At 42.2% G+C, this 16,658-nt stretch carries 14 protein-coding genes; 6 read left to right on the top strand and 8 right to left on the bottom strand.

From position 1 onward, the window contains the following. Positions 1-22 precede the first annotated feature (22 nt). The 8 genes from H513_RS0102255 to dnaA form a co-directional block, all read right to left on the bottom strand. Positions 23-1,114: an HD-GYP domain-containing protein gene (locus tag H513_RS0102255; protein WP_026799242.1), complete on the bottom strand. Its 1,092-nt coding sequence runs from the start codon at positions 1,112-1,114 to the stop codon at positions 23-25. Positions 1,115-1,185: 71 nt separating this feature from the next. Next, positions 1,186-3,717: a DNA gyrase subunit A gene (gene gyrA, locus H513_RS0102250; protein ID WP_026799241.1), complete on the bottom strand. Its 2,532-nt coding sequence runs from the start codon at positions 3,715-3,717 to the stop codon at positions 1,186-1,188. 58 nt (positions 3,718-3,775) lie between these two features. Continuing rightward, positions 3,776-5,698, bottom strand: a complete 1,923-nt coding sequence (gene gyrB / locus H513_RS0102245; RefSeq protein WP_026799240.1) for a DNA topoisomerase (ATP-hydrolyzing) subunit B — start codon at positions 5,696-5,698, stop codon at positions 3,776-3,778. 58 nt (positions 5,699-5,756) lie between these two features. Then, on the bottom strand, positions 5,757-6,041 hold the full coding sequence (gene remB / locus H513_RS0102240; protein ID WP_026799239.1) for an extracellular matrix regulator RemB: 285 nt from the start codon (positions 6,039-6,041) through the stop codon (positions 5,757-5,759). Positions 6,042-6,050: 9 nt separating this feature from the next. Continuing rightward, positions 6,051-7,175 carry a DNA replication/repair protein RecF gene (gene recF, locus H513_RS0102235; RefSeq protein ID WP_026799238.1) on the bottom strand — a complete coding sequence of 375 codons (1,125 nt, stop codon included), beginning with the start codon at positions 7,173-7,175 and terminating at the stop codon, positions 6,051-6,053. A 17-nt stretch (positions 7,176-7,192) separates the two neighbouring features. Beyond that, entirely contained in the window at positions 7,193-7,423 is a 231-nt protein-coding gene (gene yaaA, locus H513_RS0102230) for a S4 domain-containing protein YaaA (RefSeq protein ID WP_026799237.1), read from the bottom strand. Positions 7,424-7,523: 100 nt separating this feature from the next. Then, positions 7,524-8,666, bottom strand: coding sequence for a DNA polymerase III subunit beta (dnaN, locus tag H513_RS0102225; RefSeq protein WP_026799236.1), 1,143 nt, complete (start codon positions 8,664-8,666; stop codon positions 7,524-7,526). Between the two features lie 183 nt (positions 8,667-8,849). Beyond that, positions 8,850-10,208 carry a chromosomal replication initiator protein DnaA gene (gene dnaA / locus H513_RS0102220; RefSeq protein WP_026799235.1) on the bottom strand — a complete coding sequence of 453 codons (1,359 nt, stop codon included), beginning with the start codon at positions 10,206-10,208 and terminating at the stop codon, positions 8,850-8,852. Between the two features lie 628 nt (positions 10,209-10,836). Between dnaA and rpmH the strand changes: the two genes are divergently transcribed. From rpmH to mnmG, 6 genes are all read left to right on the top strand, one after another. Beyond that, positions 10,837-10,971: a 50S ribosomal protein L34 gene (rpmH, locus tag H513_RS0102215; RefSeq protein ID WP_026799234.1), complete on the top strand. Its 135-nt coding sequence runs from the start codon at positions 10,837-10,839 to the stop codon at positions 10,969-10,971. Positions 10,972-11,074: 103 nt separating this feature from the next. Further along, complete coding sequence (gene rnpA, locus H513_RS0102210; protein ID WP_026799233.1) at positions 11,075-11,431, top strand: ribonuclease P protein component; 357 nt, start codon at positions 11,075-11,077, stop codon at positions 11,429-11,431. 105 nt (positions 11,432-11,536) lie between these two features. After that, positions 11,537-12,301 (top strand): YidC family membrane integrase SpoIIIJ, encoded by a 765-nt coding sequence (gene spoIIIJ / locus H513_RS0102205; protein ID WP_026799232.1) that lies wholly within the window; start codon positions 11,537-11,539, stop codon positions 12,299-12,301. Beyond that, on the top strand, positions 12,301-13,110 hold the full coding sequence (gene jag, locus H513_RS0102200) for an RNA-binding cell elongation regulator Jag/EloR (protein ID WP_026799231.1): 810 nt from the start codon (positions 12,301-12,303) through the stop codon (positions 13,108-13,110). The genes spoIIIJ and jag overlap by 1 nt, the downstream gene beginning before the upstream one ends. A 243-nt stretch (positions 13,111-13,353) precedes the next feature. Further along, complete coding sequence (gene mnmE / locus H513_RS0102195) at positions 13,354-14,730, top strand: tRNA uridine-5-carboxymethylaminomethyl(34) synthesis GTPase MnmE (RefSeq protein WP_026799230.1); 1,377 nt, start codon at positions 13,354-13,356, stop codon at positions 14,728-14,730. A gap of 24 nt (positions 14,731-14,754) precedes the next feature. Beyond that, positions 14,755-16,644, top strand: a complete 1,890-nt coding sequence (gene mnmG / locus H513_RS0102190) for a tRNA uridine-5-carboxymethylaminomethyl(34) synthesis enzyme MnmG (protein WP_026799229.1) — start codon at positions 14,755-14,757, stop codon at positions 16,642-16,644. Positions 16,645-16,658 lie beyond the last annotated feature (14 nt).

The following is a 16,658-nucleotide window of genomic DNA, read 5'->3' as shown; positions in this document are numbered from 1 at the left end:
CTCATCATTAGCGAGGGAGAGATTATAATACTTCTTCGATATAGGTTTGCGGGTAATCTTTCAGATGAATGATTTGATCACTATGAGACAGTCGAATCATTGGTCTAGTAGGCAACTGGTCCTCAATAAAGATAATCTCACCATGTTGGTTGTTAGAGAGTCTCACTTTAGTCCCTGCTGAGAAGTTTGTAATCTGTTTGACGAACACTTGAACAACATGCGGATCAAATTTGCCAAACTGGTCTTTCATAATCGCTTCTATTACCCTAAACGGGGATTGCTTCGTCTTATATAGACGTTCGCATGTCATAGCATGATACATATCGCTTACAGCAATGATCTTGCCATAAGGGTGTAGCTTATTGTCATGTACACCTAATGGATATCCGCTGCCGTCCATGCGCTCATGGTGCTGCAATGCTCCAAAACGGACAGATTGACTGACGGAAGACACGCGCTCTAGCATCTTATAAGAATAGCTTGGATGTTGTTTAATCTCTGTATACTCTGCTTCGGTTAATGGCCCTGACTTAGACAGAATACGTTCGTCAATCTTCGCCATCCCACAATCACTCAATAATCCAGAAATCCCTACCTGCAGTTGTTCTCTCTCATTGAATTGAAGTTTCGATGCAATCAAGAAGGATAACAATCCTACAGCCACACTGTGGTGGTAGATGTAGTCAGATTTACTCGAGTAATGATGAAGTGTAATGACATCGTTGGCATGCCGAGATGCACGTTTGAACAACGGAAGAAATGTCTCGCGCACAGAAGCGATATCGACATCTGCTCCTGACTTCCAATTTTGATACATACGCTTATAAGCAGCAACGCCTTCTAGGTAATGATCGACAAAGGGGGAAGCCCCTCTTCTTTCATCTAAGCTTTCTTCTACTATACTCGGTTCTTCCTTTGACTCTTTCGGTTTGAACGTCGAACCGTTCGCAAGCTTTGGCCCCACTTCCACTTCATCAATCATAAAGTCATGAAGAATTTCAATGTGAATAGGTTTTACAACCGTGTTCTTCTCTACAATAGGATGATTGGTTTTACCCGTTACATCCTTTGTAATCATACATCCTTCAATGAGTTGGCTTGTATGTATATGCACCCTGTTCTCCTCCTCTATTATGGGTAAACATGAGAAAAAAGGGATAACGAACCCGTTATCCCTATGCTAGACTACTCTTCTTCGGTTGTTTCTTCTTGTTGTTGGTCAGTTGTGCCTGGAAGATGTTCCGTCTCTTCAACGGCTACTCCTTCAATGGCTTCTTCTACTTCTTCTTCTCTTGCAATCCGTGCAACGGTTGCTACTTCCTCTTCATCTTGAACTCGGATGAGGCGCACCCCTTGCGTATTACGTCCAGTTATGGAGATGCTGTCTACCGGCATACGGATTAAGACTCCACTTTCCGTAATAATCATGACGTCTTCTTCTTCACGAACTGCCTTAACGGTCACCACTTCTCCATTCCGCTCAGTTAGGTTACATGTGAGAATACCTTTTCCTCCACGCCCTGTAATGCGGTATTCAGAAGCTGGTGTTCGTTTCCCGAAACCTTTCGTAGTGACGTTCAATACGTACACATCTTCTTCTAGAATTTCCATAGACACAACCTCATCGTCTTCTCGAAGGGAAATTCCTTTAACGCCTGATGCAGTACGTCCCATTGGACGGACATCTACTTCTGGGAAGCGGATGAGATATCCACCTTTTGTACCGATGATGATATCTTTGTTGCCGTCGGTTAGACGAGCAGAGATCAATTCATCGCCTTCACGTAAGTTTAGTGCGATGAGGCCACCTTTACGGATGTTTGCAAACTGGGAAACGGATGTACGCTTCGATACGCCGAATTTAGTTGTGAAGAACAAGTACGATTCTTCATCAAATTCATCCACCGCTATAACAGCATTAACCCACTCGCCTTTTTCAACGCCTAGTAGATTAATAATTGGAATCCCTTTCGCCGTTCGACTAAATTCAGGAACTTCATAGCCTTTAGCGCGGTAAACTTTCCCTTTGTTCGTAAAGAACAGCAACGTATGGTGAGAGGACGTAGACAGGAGATGTTCCACAAAGTCGTCTTCATTTGTGCCCATTCCTTGTATGCCTCTTCCACCACGTCGTTGGGAACGATACGTAGTTGCTGGAAGGCGCTTAATATATCCTTGGTGAGTTAGAGTCACTACAACCGTCTCTTCAGGAATCAGGTCTTCATCCTCAATGAAGTCAACGCCACCTGCGATGATCTCCGTGCGACGTGTATCGTTGAAACGGTCACGAATTTCCATTAACTCTTCACGAATGATTTCAAGCACTTTCTCTTCATCGGCTAAGATTGCCTTTAGTTCAGCGATGTGGTTGATGAGCTGTTGATATTCAGACTCAATCTTTTCACGCTCTAATCCTGTTAAGCGCTGTAGACGCATATCTAAAATCGCCTGTGCCTGTTTATCGGATAATTCGAACCTAGTCATTAAGCCTTCTTTCGCAATATCTGTTGTTTGGGATTCACGAATTAAGGTAATGATTTCATCGATGTGGTCTAAGGCTACACGTAACCCTTCAAGAATATGAGCTCTTGCTTCTGCCTTATTCAATTCATAACGAGTACGGCGCTCGATGACTTCCACTTGGTGTGCTAAGTAATGATTTAAGCATTCTTTAAGTGTCAGTACTTTCGGACGACCATTCACAAGCGCAAGCGTATTAATCCCGAAGGAGGTTTGTAAGGCCGTTTGCTTATACAGGTTATTGAGTAAGACGTTTGCGTTCACATCTTTACGAAGTTCAATCACAACTCGCATTCCATCACGGTCAGACTCATCTCGTAGGTCTGTAATTCCATCAATCTTCTTATCTCGAACGAGCTCCGCAATCTTCTCAACAAGTTTTGCCTTGTTTACTTGGAAAGGCAGCTCAGTCACGATAATACGTGGCTTACCATTCGATAACTCTTCGATTTCGGTTTTAGCTCTAACCGTAACGGAGCCTTTACCAGTTTCAAAGGCTTTTCGGATTCCACTACGACCTAGGATTTGCCCACCCGTTGGGAAATCTGGTCCGTAAATGTAATCTTGCATAAGTTCTTCAATCGTAATTTCTGGATCGCGGCTTACAGCAAGCAACGCATCAATGACTTCGCCGAGTTGATGAGGCGGAATGTTTGTCGCCATTCCAACCGCAATTCCGCTACCACCATTCACAAGTAGGTTCGGGAAACGGGCAGGAAGAACGAGTGGTTCGCGCTCAGTGCCATCGTAGTTCTCATCATAGTCGATTGTATCCTTGTTGATATCTCGTAGGATTTCCATCGAGATCTTAGACATACGCGCTTCGGTATAACGCATAGCAGCCGCTGCATCTCCATCGACTGAACCAAAGTTTCCGTGTCCATCGACAAGCTCGTAGCGATAGTTGAAATCCTGTGCCATACGAACCATCGTGTCGTATACGGCTGAATCTCCGTGAGGGTGGTACTTACCAATTACCTCACCGACGATACGTGCTGATTTCTTATAGGCTTTGTCTGCGTGCATTCCTAAATCATGCATAGCATACAGGATACGACGGTGCACAGGCTTAAGTCCGTCTCGAACGTCAGGAAGAGCACGAGACACAATTACACTCATGGCATAGTCCATAAAGGATGTCTTCATTTCTTGACTGATATTAATTTCTTGTACTTGGGGACGTTGTTGATCTGCCATCAGATGACCTCCTATCCAAAATGAGGAAGAAGGAGACCTCTAGTAGAGGTCTCTTCTATTACACATCAAGGTTTTTCACATATTGGGCATTATCTTGAATAAAGTTTCTGCGGGGCTCTACTTTGTCTCCCATCAGAATCTCAAATATTTCATCCGCTTCAATCGCGTCTTGTAGACTAACCTGTAGCGTCGTTCTAGTTTCAGGATTCATTGTTGTTTCCCAAAGTTGCTCAGGATTCATCTCACCAAGACCCTTATAGCGTTGTAAGCCTGGCTTAGGCTGCTTAGGAAGTTCTTCTAGCTTCGCTTCCATCTCTTTATCGTTGTAAGCGTAATAGGCCACTTTTCCTTGTTGGATCTTGTATAGAGGCGGCTGAGCGATATAAATATAGCCATACTCTAGCAACGGGCGCATATAGCGATAGAAGAACGTTAATAATAGTGTTCGAATGTGTGCACCATCCACATCCGCATCTGTCATAATGACAATCTTATGATAGCGGGCCTTCGAGATATCAAAGTCTTCCCCAATTCCCGTTCCAAGTGCTGTGATGATGGAACGAACCTCATTGTTGGAAAGGATTTTATCTAGACGCGCCTTCTCAACGTTTATAATTTTTCCGCGTAATGGAAGAATGGCTTGGAAGTGACGGTCTCGGCCTTGCTTAGCAGAACCTCCCGCTGAGTCACCCTCAACGATGTACAGTTCTCCAATGGACGGGTCTTTCGAAGCACAATCCGCCAATTTACCAGGAAGATTCGATACTTCAAGCGCATTCTTTCTTCGGGTCAATTCACGTGCTTTTTTCGCTGCCGAACGGGCACGAGAAGCCATTAACCCTTTCTCGACAACTTTGCGAGCCGTTTCAGGGTTCTCGAATAGGAATTTAGAGAACTGTTCGTTGAAGACAGCGTCTGTCACCGTACGAGCCTCACTATTCCCAAGCTTCGTTTTCGTTTGTCCCTCAAACTGAGGGTCTGGGTGCTTGATGGAGATAATGGCTGTTAATCCTTCTCGCACATCGTCCCCTGTTAGGTTCGGGTCGTTATCCTTGAACATCTGATTCTTTCTCGCATAATCGTTAATGACACGCGTCAGTGCCGTCTTAAATCCTGATTCATGCGTTCCGCCTTCATACGTATTAATGTTATTGGCGAATGAATAGATGTTCCCTACGAAGCCGTCATTGTATTGAAGGGCAATCTCTACTGTAATCCCCTCTTGTTCCGTTTCCACATAGAATGGCTCATGAAATACTTCACGTGTGCGATTCAAGTGCTCCACGTAGGAACTAATTCCACCTTCGTAATAGAACGCCTTCTCCTCAGCTTCTTCTTCTCGCTTGTCATCAATCGTAATGGTAATGCCTTTATTTAAAAACGCTAGCTCTCTCAAGCGATTTGCAAGCGTATCGTAGTTATACTCTCGTGTTTCTGTGAAGATCTCTTCATCAGGTGTGAAATGGATACGAGTACCTGTTACATCCGTTTCCCCGATTACTTTCAGATCTTCTTCTGGGACGCCACGATGGAAGCGTTGGTAATGAATCTTCCCATCTAGATGAACATAGACTTCTAGTTCAGATGACAAGGCATTTACAACGGAAGCTCCAACACCGTGAAGTCCCCCTGAAACTTTATATCCGCCGCCACCAAACTTACCACCTGCGTGTAGAACAGTCAGAATTACTTCAACAGCTGGTCGATTCACCTTTTTGTGCATGCCAACTGGAATTCCTCGACCGTTATCCGTAACGGTAATGCTATTGTCTTCTTCGATTGTCACGGTAATCGTATCGCAGTAGCCCGCTAAAGCTTCATCAATACTATTATCGACAATCTCCCAGACAAGGTGATGAAGTCCTTTCTCATTCGTAGAGCCAATGTACATGCCGGGACGTTTACGAACAGCTTCTAGACCTTCTAGTACTTGTATCTGACTTTCATCATAGCTCTGTTCATTTGTTACGTTATCATCCATTGCCATTCTCTTCACCTACACTTCTTTCCTAGGTTCTCTTCTATAGAGCGTCAATCATTTATTCCGTAAACTCTTCAGAGTAATCATCCATATTCTTTAAAGCCGATGTCATATTTGCCCGCTTTTTCAACGTGTAAACAGACAACGGGCTGAAATAGATAAACTGTTTTGTAATGACGATTGACTTCGTGTCCGCTTGTGGAGAGTCAAACACGCGTTCATTTCGTGTCTGGTTCGTAATCATTTCCTCTACAATCTGAGAGGAATCCATTAAATCTGAATCTACAATTGCAATAACATCTTTCGACTCAATTACGTGGTCTTCCCCAATGTGTATAAACACGTAAGCACCTCACTTCTCCTTCGTCACTTTGCCTTCCGTCACATAAAACAGATCCGCTTGCTTCAACGTCTCATGTTCAATCCCGTCCACACTTGTTGTGCTCACAAATGTTTGCACCTTTCCTTGAATCGTGTGCAAGAGATGGGATTGACGATGGTCGTCTAGTTCACTCAAGACATCATCCAAGAGAAGAATTGGATATTCCCCAACCTCACTCTTAATCAGCTCAATTTCGGCCAGTTTCAAGGATAGGGCCGTTGTACGCTGTTGGCCTTGGGAACCATACGTCTGGACGTCTTTACCGTTCACATACAAAACAAGGTCATCACGATGTGGACCTGAAAGTGAGGTCCCTCGTTCAATCTCCTTGTTCTCTATATCTTGAAATTTATTTGTATAGACTTCTATCATTTTGGACAAATCCATGTCCTCTGATACATCCGCAGTAGCTTGATAGCCAATTTCTAATCGTTCAAGGCCACGACTAATCCCTTCATGGATGGGTGTTGCCCAATTCCGAAGGAGCTGCATGAACGTAAAACGCTTGGAAGTAATGACAGCCGCATGTTCTACAAGTTGCTCGGTTAGAATGTGCAACATGGTCCGGTCTGGCTGTGCGTGACGATTACGCTGCATGTCTTTCAAGAGCGAGTTACGCTGTTTCAAAACTTTTTGATATTGTCCTAAATGATAAATATAAGTCGGTTGAATCTGACCAATCTCCATATCAATAAACCGACGTCGTACTTGAGGATTTCCCTTTACAAGATTCAAATCCTCCGGAGCAAACATCACAACATTTAACGCCCCAATGTAATCGCTGAGGCGTTTTTGTTCAAGGTGATTTAATTTCGCTTTCTTGCCCTTCTTAGATACGACAATCTCCATCGGTAGTCGTCGATTTCGTTTATGGACTGCCCCTTTTATTTTAGCATATTCCTCGTCCCATTTAATCAATTCTTTGTCCCGTGGCGTACGATGAGATTTCGAAAAAGCTAAAACATAGATGGCTTCCATCAAGTTTGTCTTCCCCTGGGCGTTCTCTCCAATAATCACATTGACTCGATCATCAAATGTGAGATGCAGCTCTTCATAATTCCGGTAATGTCTTAATGCCAATTCATCTATGCGCATAGGGATTCCCCTCTACATTAATCCAACTCTTCTGGTTCTGGTACGACCTTAAATGTGCCAACTTCCTCAATTTCAATGACATCGCCAATCGTTAGCTTACGACCGCGTCTTGATTCTTCTTCTCCATTTACTGTTACAGCAAATTCAGACAAGAACCACTTGGCCATGCCACCAGTTTCAATAACGCCAGCAATTTGTAGAAACTTACCTAATTGGATCATTTCTGTATTGATTTCAATTTCGTTCATATTTTCACCCTATTTTTTTGAGTTTGCCATCTCTTTATTTTACTAAATAATGTGCCATAAGAAAAGTAAAGCAAGAGGAAGTTCCCCTTGCTTTACGAAATTAATACGTTCGAACAGGTAGAATCAGCTGAAGAATTTGGTCATCATCAATAGGCTGAATCAAGAATGGTCTCATGGCACCTGTGAACTGAATATTTACTTTTTCACTATCCATGACTTTCAGTGCGTCCATCATGTACTTAGCGCTAAAGGAAATCTTAAGTTCTTCTCCTTCAAGCGATTCGGTACGAACTTCTTCGACAACTTTCCCAACTTCAGGCGAGTTACTCGTAATTTCAACTTGTGTATCGTTCTTTGTCACGAGTTTCACGACGCTATTTCGATTTTCTTTAGCAAGTAAGGAAGCACGGTCAATGGATTGTAGCAATTCTTTCGTATCGATTTGTACAACCGTCTTGCTTTGCTCTGGAATAAGACGGGATGTTTCTGGATAGTTTCCATCCAACAAACGAGACAAGAAGTATAGATGCTTCGTTCTAAATAGAATTTGGTTCTCCGTCACACTAATTTCGATTGTTTCCTGAGAATCATCTAAGATCTTATTCAGTTCCGTTAAGCTCTTACCTGGAATGACAACATTCTCAAAAGAAAGATTCTTAAGTTGGCCATTCATCGGAACTTTTCTAGAAGCAAGTCTATGGCTGTCTGTTGCGACAAAGTATAAATCGTCTCCGCTAATCTGCATGTTTACACCTGTCAAGATAGGTCGTGTTTCTGACGTGGACACCGCGAAAACAGTTTGTTTAATTAGCGTCTTCAATAAATCAATTGGAATCTCCAAGCTGTGCTCAGTTTGAAGTTGAGGAAGCTGTGGATATTCTTCTGCATCTTGGCCATTTAAGTGAAATTCAGCACTTCCAGATTGGATGCTAACGTTTAAATGGTCATCAACAGAAATATGAACGGACGATTGTGGTAACTTACGCACAATATCCGGGAAATATTTAGCCTGTAATACGATACTCCCTGGTTGAATATCCTCTACATAGACAATTCCATCTTCTTCGGCTGGAATGAATGATTCAATGGATACATCTGAATCACTACCGGTTAATTTAATCCCATCCTCAGATGCTTCCAATTTCATACCCGTTAAGATAGGGATGGTTGTTCGAGACGAGATGGCTTTCATGACATCTTGAACGCTAGCCATTAATTGATCTCGTTGGATTGTGAACTTCATGCAGGAATCCTCCTAGAATTCGTGATTAATATATATATTTATTTATAAAAAAATAGTCGTAGTAGTAGTAAGGGCTGTGAATTTGTGGATAACCATAATTAACTCGTTGATACTAAGGTTTTCCACATGTGCATAAGTTGTGATTAACTTTCTGTACAACAAATATAGTTATTCACAGCCCTGTTAAGTGTTTGCTTTCAGTGATTCTTTTAATTCATCGATATCACGTTGAACTTCTGAATCTGAACTAATCATTTTAGAGATCTTCTCATGGGCGTGAATGACAGTTGTATGGTCACGACCCCCGAATTCTTCGCCAATCTTAGGTAAAGAGAAGTCCGTCATCTCTCTTGATAAATACATAGCAATTTGGCGAGGATAAGCTACAGATTTAGTTCGTTTCTTCGCAGCGAAATCCTCAAGTTTAATGCTATATTTCTTCGCTACCATCTCTTGTATCGCCTGGATCGTAATCACCCTCGGCTTAGAAGAAGGAATGATATCCTTTAATGCCTCTGCTGCAAGGGATGCGTTAATATCTCGATTAATGAGGGAAGAATAAGCAACTACACGAATAAGTGCACCTTCTAGTTCTCGGATGTTCGTATCTATTTGATTTGCAATATAGAGCATCACTTCATTTGGTATATCTAAGCCTTCAGCTTTCGCCTTTTTCCTTAGGATTGCAATCCGAGTCTCTAAGTCAGGAGGCGTAATATCTGTAATAAGACCCCATTCGAAACGGGAACGAAGTCGATCTTCAAGCGTCGGAATCTCTTTAGGTGGACGATCACTTGAGATGACAATTTGTTTACTTTCTTCATGAAGCGTGTTGAACGTATGGAAGAACTCTTCTTGAGTTTGTTCTTTTCCAGCGAGGAATTGAATATCATCAATTAAGAGCACGTCCACATTTCGATATTTATTGCGGAAATTAACGGCCTTATTGTCCCGAATCGAGTTAATGAACTCGTTCGTAAACTTCTCTGAAGAAAGGTAAACAACCTTAGCAGAAGGATTATGATCTAATACATAATGTCCAATAGCATGCATCAGGTGAGTCTTTCCAAGTCCAACTCCTCCATAAATGAAGAGTGGATTATACGCCTTAGCAGGAGCTTCGGCTACAGCTAGTGAGGCAGCGTGAGCAAATCGGTTTCCAGAACCAATAACAAATGTGTCGAACGTATATTTCGAATTCAACATGCTTTGAGGCGATTCTTCTTGTTCGTCTTGTTTAATATTCGGGACTTGTTTGGCTGCGGGTTTTAGGTCATCGAGAGATTCATCTTTTGATTCGGGGATAATAAACTTTGTTCGTAGTTGTGCCCCGGTTACTTCGTATAATGTGTCAGAAATTAAATCAGCATAGCGACTTTCTAACCAATCTCTTGCGAATTCATTAGGAGCAGTAATGATTAACGTATCATCCTTCAAGGAATCAGCTTTCGTGCTCTTTAGCCATGTCTCAAAGCTTGGCTTCGAGATTTTCTCTTCTACATGACTGAGCGTAGTATTCCAGAGCTCTGTAATGTTTTCCAAGACATTCACCCCTTTCTTCTTTAACGTTAGTATCTATGAAACAAAAAACCTCTCGACATCTTTCTAAATCAACTAGTTGTACCTAGCCGAGAAAGGTCCGGAGGTATGTTGTACAAGGTTTGTTCAATCTTGTTCGTTATAACAAATGTGGAGATAAAATAGTTGGTATGCCAGTGTATCATAAACTTATTAGCATCATCCACAGGCTTGTTGATAAAAGAGCAAACAATCGTGTGTATGAATGTCCACAGTTTATCCACAATCTGTGGGTAAGTGTTATTAGCTTCGTGAGTTATTCAGCGTTAAAACACAAATATAATACCAAATAAAAACAGACAGTGCAATGTTTTTCGAGTGGTTATCCACATATTCAATCCGTTGTAGATAAATCTTTTCCACAGCACTATATTTTGTGATTATCTTGTCTATAATGGGTGTGGATAACGGTTTTTGGGTTCAAATGTTATTCACACTCCCTCTGGAACAACTGAGATCTAATGTGTTGTACAAGCTTCTGAAGATTGCATTTGGAATAATGAGTTGACATCTATCTGCATTCATACTTATAATGTGTAAGACTGTCTTTTGAAGTTTTAAGTATTTCTTTCCTCAGGGAGGTGTCTTATAAATGAAACGTACATTTCAACCAAATAACCGTAAGCGTAAAAAGGTCCATGGTTTCCGTACCCGTATGAGTACAAAAAATGGACGTGAGGTTCTAAAGCGTCGTCGTCGTAAAGGAAGAAAAGTTTTATCTGCATAGGCCACTGACATTCTACTCAGTGGTCTTTTTTCTAGCTTTTATCAACTTTATGGGATGTTTTGATGGAGTGGTTCCTCACATTTATTGGAGTGTGTAAACAGCAATGAAGAAGAATTACCGAATTAAGAAGAATGAAGAATTTCAATACGTGTTTAAAAGAGGAACTTCCTTCGCTAATCGACAATTAGTGTTGTATTACGTGAAGAAGGAAGATCAACATCATTTTCGAGTTGGCCTTTCTGTCAGCAAGAAAATTGGCAATGCCGTGATGAGAAATCAGATTAAGCGGTACTTACGACAAGCGTTCCAAGAGTTAGATCCATTTCTAAAGCAACACTATGATCTGGTCGTAATTGCTAGGAAGCCGACGAATCAAATGGATTTCCATGAGATTAAGAAGAGTCTGACGCATGTTTTGACTAAAACTCACTTATTGAAAAAGAAGAAAGTCCAAAAATAGCTTTTATTCTTTTTATTTAATATAGAAGTGCAGATTTGATTAATGGTAAGATGAACTTGTTCAAACTGCACGATACATAGGGATAAGACTAAGGAGGAAAAGACGTTGCGAAAGAAAGTCCTTTTACTTGTAGCATTGACGGGACTTCTAGCTGTACTAACTGGGTGTACGGAGATTAACGAACCAATTAACTCAGATAGTACAGGTATATGGAACAAGTATTTTGTATATCCCCTGTCTGAGCTCATGAAATATGTAGCTAATGTAACCGGTGATAATTTCGGTTTATCGATTGTTATTGTTACGCTAATTATCCGCTTGGTTCTTCTACCATTGAACATCAAGCAGTTGAAGAGTTCGAAAGGGATGCAAGCCATCCAACCAGAACTTCAAGCACTTCGTGAGAAATATAGTTCTAAAGATCAGCAAACTCAACAAAAGCTTCAACAGGAAACGATGCAACTATTCCAGAAGCATGGAGTAAACCCGCTTGCTGGGTGTCTCCCATTAATTGTTCAGATGCCGATCTTGATTGCGTTCTATCATGCCATTGTACGTACACAAGAAATCAATGCACATAGTTTCCTTTGGTTCGAGCTAGGTGAGCCCGATCCGTTCTTCCTCATGCCATTAATTGCTGCATTGACGACGTTCTTACAGCAGAAATTAATGATGGCAGGAAACGGTGCGGCAGCTCAACAGCCACAAATGAAAGTGATGTTGTATGTCCTTCCGATTATGATTGGAGTCTTCGCACTCAACTTCCCTGCTGCCTTAGCGCTTTACTGGGTTGTAGGTAACATCTTCATGATTGCCCAAACGTATTTCGTTCGTGGTCCAATCATGAAAGACGCAGGAGGTTCAAACTAGTGAGACAAGTAACTGCTTCTGGTGTGAATGTTGAGGCAGCGGTCCAGTCAGCACTAGATCAGTTGAACATCTCTAGAGACCAAGCCGAGATTGAAGTAATTGATGAAGGTAAGAAGGGTTTGTTTGGCCTTTTTGGTTCTAAACGAGCGATTGTGAAAGTTCAATTCAATCCGTCTCATTCGTTCGAGACTTCTAAAGCGCCACAAGATGATTCAGATGCGAATCATGTTGAGGTGAGCGAAACCTTAGAAGAACGAACTCCTACTTCTATTGAACCTGAAGTTGTAGAAGAAAATCGATTGGAACATTCTATCGATGAAGCTGAACAGGATTTGGGCGAACCAGAAGAAGCGTCCGCTGCTGATCCTGTTCAGGAAACGATGGATTACTTACAAGAGATTGCCAATGGAATGGGTGCTGATGTTGAAGTTGAAGTACGCCAGAAAAGCCGTAACGTTTATTTCCAACTTTCAGGAAAACGCGTTGCTATGCTGATTGGTAAGCGTGGAAAAACACTAAACGCTCTTCAAAGTCTGGCACAGCTCGCCATTAATCGGCACACGGATAAATTCTATACCGTATACGTTGACGCAGAAGGTTATCGTGAGCGCCGGAAAGCAACGCTTCAGTCATTGGCTGAAAATACAGCAGATAAATGTATAGCGTTGCAAAAGGACGTTTCATTAGAAGCCATGCCTTCCTATGAGAGAAAGATTATACATGCTGCTTTGCAGAGACATCCGAAAGTGACGACTTACTCGGATGGTAACGAACCGAATCGTTACGTAGTCGTTCGACCAAAGCAGTAGAAAAGTAGCCAGGAGTTTTCATACTCCTGGCTTTTTTTATTGGAGAAAAGACGCTCTCCGCTCAGTGGTGGATGAAAAGATATCCACATGTGGATAGAATAGCGGCTATGAAGTTGGGCAGACTGATTAAAAAACTTTTCAATTCTAAGCGACTTATGCTAACCTATTAAGGTTAGTGACTGTAAATATAATGATTATGTGGATAACTATATAGATTAAGTAAATTGAAAGGGGTGAACGCGCATGGAAACAGATACAATTAGCGCCATTTCGACACCGATGGGTGAAGGTGCCATTGCCATTGTACGGTTAAGTGGACCAGAAGCGGTAGAAATAGCAAGTGGGATCTTTAAAGGAAAAGACTTAAATGAAGTCGACTCCCATACGATTCACTATGGAAAGCTTGTGGACCCTAGAACGGATGAACTTGTCGAAGAAGTAATGGTTTCTGTCATGCGAGCTCCAAAGACATTTACAAGAGAAGATATTGTTGAGATTAACTGCCACGGTGGCATGGTATCTGTTAACCGTGTACTCGAGCTAGTTCTTGGAAATGGAGCAAGAATGGCTGAGCCAGGTGAATTTACAAAGCGTGCCTTTATGAACGGACGTATTGACCTGTCTCAAGCTGAAGCGGTTATGGACTTAATTCGCGCAAAGACTGACCGAGCCATGAATGTTGCTATGAAGCAAATTGATGGACGACTATCCAAGATGATTCAAGACTTGCGTCAAGATTTGCTCCAGTCTCTTGCCTCTGTAGAGGTGAACATCGATTATCCTGAATACGATGATGTAGAAGAGATGACGAACGAATTAATGCTGACGAATACGAAGAAAGTACATGCGGAAATTGAACGGCTCCTCCAGACCGCGCAACAAGGGAAGATCCTTCGGGAAGGATTAGGGACAGCCATCGTTGGACGTCCAAACGTTGGAAAATCGTCGTTAATGAATACGCTCGTGCATGAGAATAAAGCGATTGTTACAGATGTACCTGGTACAACGCGTGATGTAATTGAAGAATACGTCAACGTTCGTGGGGTACCACTACGCTTAATTGATACCGCGGGTATTCGTGAAACAGAAGACCTTGTTGAGAAGATTGGTGTAGAACGATCGCGCCAAGTTCTTAAGGAAGCGGACTTAATCTTACTTGTAATGAACTACGGAGATGAAATCACGGAGGAAGATGAGAAATTATTTGAGATTGTACGTGACCTCGATACCATCATCATCCTGAACAAGACAGACCTCCAGAAGAAAATCAACACCGAACGATTGCGTGAAATTGCTGGTGATGCGCCAATTGTTTCAACGTCCTTAATTAAGGAAGAAGGCATTGATGAACTCGAGGATTCCATTAAAGACATCTTCTTTGAAGGAGAACTCGACACCGGCGATATGACGTACGTTTCGAATGTTCGTCATATTCAACTTCTCAATCAGGCGAAAAGTGCGCTTGAAGATGCTATGAATAGCATGGAAATGGGAATGCCAATTGATTTAGTGCAAATTGATGTCACGAGAACGTGGGAAATCCTAGGTGAAATCGTCGGCGACACTGTCGGCGACAGCCTAATCGACCAGTTATTCTCCCAGTTCTGCTTAGGGAAATAATTCACATGTTAAGGAGAGAATATCATGGCAACATATAATGCTGGACACTACGATGTCATTGTTGTTGGTGCCGGTCATGCAGGTGTAGAAGCTGCTCTTGCGTCTTCACGTCGCGGAGCGAAAACACTTATGCTAACGTTGAACTTGGATATGGTTGCATTTATGCCTTGTAACCCTTCAATTGGAGGCCCGGCTAAGGGCATTGTTGTGCGTGAAATTGATGCGCTTGGTGGCGAAATGGCCAAGACCATTGATAAAACGTATATCCAAATGCGTCTATTGAACACAGGAAAAGGCCCTGCCGTTCGTGCTTTACGTGCACAAGCGGATAAACATTTATATATTCAAGAAATGAAAGAAGTACTTGAGAACGAACAGAATCTAACGTTACGTCAAGGTATGGTCAACGAATTGATTGTTGAAGATGACGTGTGTAAAGGTGTCATTACGGAAACAGGCGGCGCTTACTACGCTGATTCTGTCATCGTGACAACTGGTACATTTATGCGAAGCCGCGTTATTATTGGCGACCTTTCCTACGAAAGTGGACCGAATAACCAACGCTCTTCCTCTAAATTAGCACAAAACATCGAAGATCTTGGTTTAGACATCGTTCGTTTCAAGACGGGTACACCGATGCGCGTTAACAGTCATTCCATTGACTATTCTAAGACTGAGATTCAACCAGGTGATGAAGAACCTCGTGCGTTTTCTTATGAAACGACAGAGTTTATTACAGACCAAATTCCATGTTGGCTTACGTACACGAACGAATTCACGCACAAAATTATCAATGATAACTTAAGCCTATCTGCCATGTATTCTGGCATGATTGAAGGCACAGGACCACGCTATTGCCCTTCTGTAGAGGATAAGATTGTGCGTTTCCACGATAAACCTCGACACCAGGTCTTCCTCGAGCCTGAAGGCCGTAACACAGAAGAAGTGTATGTCCAAGGTTTATCCACGTCTCTTCCAGAGTACGTGCAACACGAAATGATTAAAACGGTACCAGGCCTTGAAAATGCAGAGATTATGCGTGCAGGCTATGCCATTGAATATGATGCTGTTGTGCCAACACAGTTATGGCCAACACTTGAAACGAAGAAAATTAGCGGTCTATTCACGGCAGGACAAATTAACGGTACTTCTGGCTATGAAGAAGCTGGCGCACAAGGCTTAATGGCTGGGATTAATGCAGCTTCTAAAGTACTTGGCAAAGAGCCGGTTATTCTAGACCGTTCTCAAGCTTACATTGGCGTTCTGATTGATGACCTTGTTACGAAAGGTACAAATGAGCCATATCGTTTGCTGACTTCTCGTGCCGAACACCGTCTTCTTCTTCGTCATGACAATGCAGACCTACGTCTAACAGACATTGGATATGAAATTGGCATGATCTCAGAAGAACGTTACAGTCGTTATCAAGAGAAGAAGAGTCTAATCGAAGCTGAGAAGAAACGATTAGAAAGTGTCATCTTGAAGCCCGAAGATGAGGTTCAAGCTGTCATTGAACAAGCAGGCGGAACACTTCTGAAAGATGCTATTCGTGCATCCGATTTGTTGAAGCGTCCTGAAATGAAATACCACATGGTTTCTCAACTTACATCTCCTGAAACGAAATTACCGGAAGATGTAGAAGAACAAGTGGAGATTCAAATCAAATACGCTGGTTATATTGCGAAATCCATGCAGCAAGTAGAGAAAATGCGCCGCATGGAAGGTAAGAAAATCCCAGATAACATTGACTACGATGCTATCCACGGATTAGCCTTTGAAGCAAAAGATCATCTTAAAGAAGTGCGTCCATTGTCACTTGGGCAGGCTTCACGTATTTCAGGTGTTAACCCTGCGGATGTGAATATCCTAATGATCTATTTGGAACAAGGTAAAATCGCACGCGTTGAATCTTAATAGAGAAAGGGTTG

It is taken from the genome of Pontibacillus halophilus JSM 076056 = DSM 19796 (assembly GCF_000425205.1).
In the GTDB taxonomy this organism is placed as follows: Bacteria; Bacillota; Bacilli; order Bacillales; family BH030062; genus Pontibacillus_A; species Pontibacillus_A halophilus.
The sequence above is the reverse complement of the archived record's forward strand: the minus strand, read 5'-3'. Positions and strand labels throughout refer to the sequence as shown.

Coding starts and splice junctions, on each gene's coding strand:
- mnmE (WP_026799230.1), top strand. CDS start 13,354: ATGGAAACAGATACAATTAGCGCCATTTCGACACCGATGGGTGAAGGT.
- yaaA (WP_026799237.1), bottom strand. CDS start 7,423: ATGAACGAAATTGAAATCAATACAGAAATGATCCAATTAGGTAAGTTT.
- gyrA (WP_026799241.1), bottom strand. CDS start 3,717: ATGGCAGATCAACAACGTCCCCAAGTACAAGAAATTAATATCAGTCAA.
- rpmH (WP_026799234.1), top strand. CDS start 10,837: ATGAAACGTACATTTCAACCAAATAACCGTAAGCGTAAAAAGGTCCAT.
- recF (WP_026799238.1), bottom strand. CDS start 7,175: ATGCGCATAGATGAATTGGCATTAAGACATTACCGGAATTATGAAGAG.
- mnmG (WP_026799229.1), top strand. CDS start 14,755: ATGGCAACATATAATGCTGGACACTACGATGTCATTGTTGTTGGTGCC.
- dnaN (WP_026799236.1), bottom strand. CDS start 8,666: ATGAAGTTCACAATCCAACGAGATCAATTAATGGCTAGCGTTCAAGAT.
- rnpA (WP_026799233.1), top strand. CDS start 11,075: ATGAAGAAGAATTACCGAATTAAGAAGAATGAAGAATTTCAATACGTG.
- gyrB (WP_026799240.1), bottom strand. CDS start 5,698: ATGGATGATAACGTAACAAATGAACAGAGCTATGATGAAAGTCAGATA.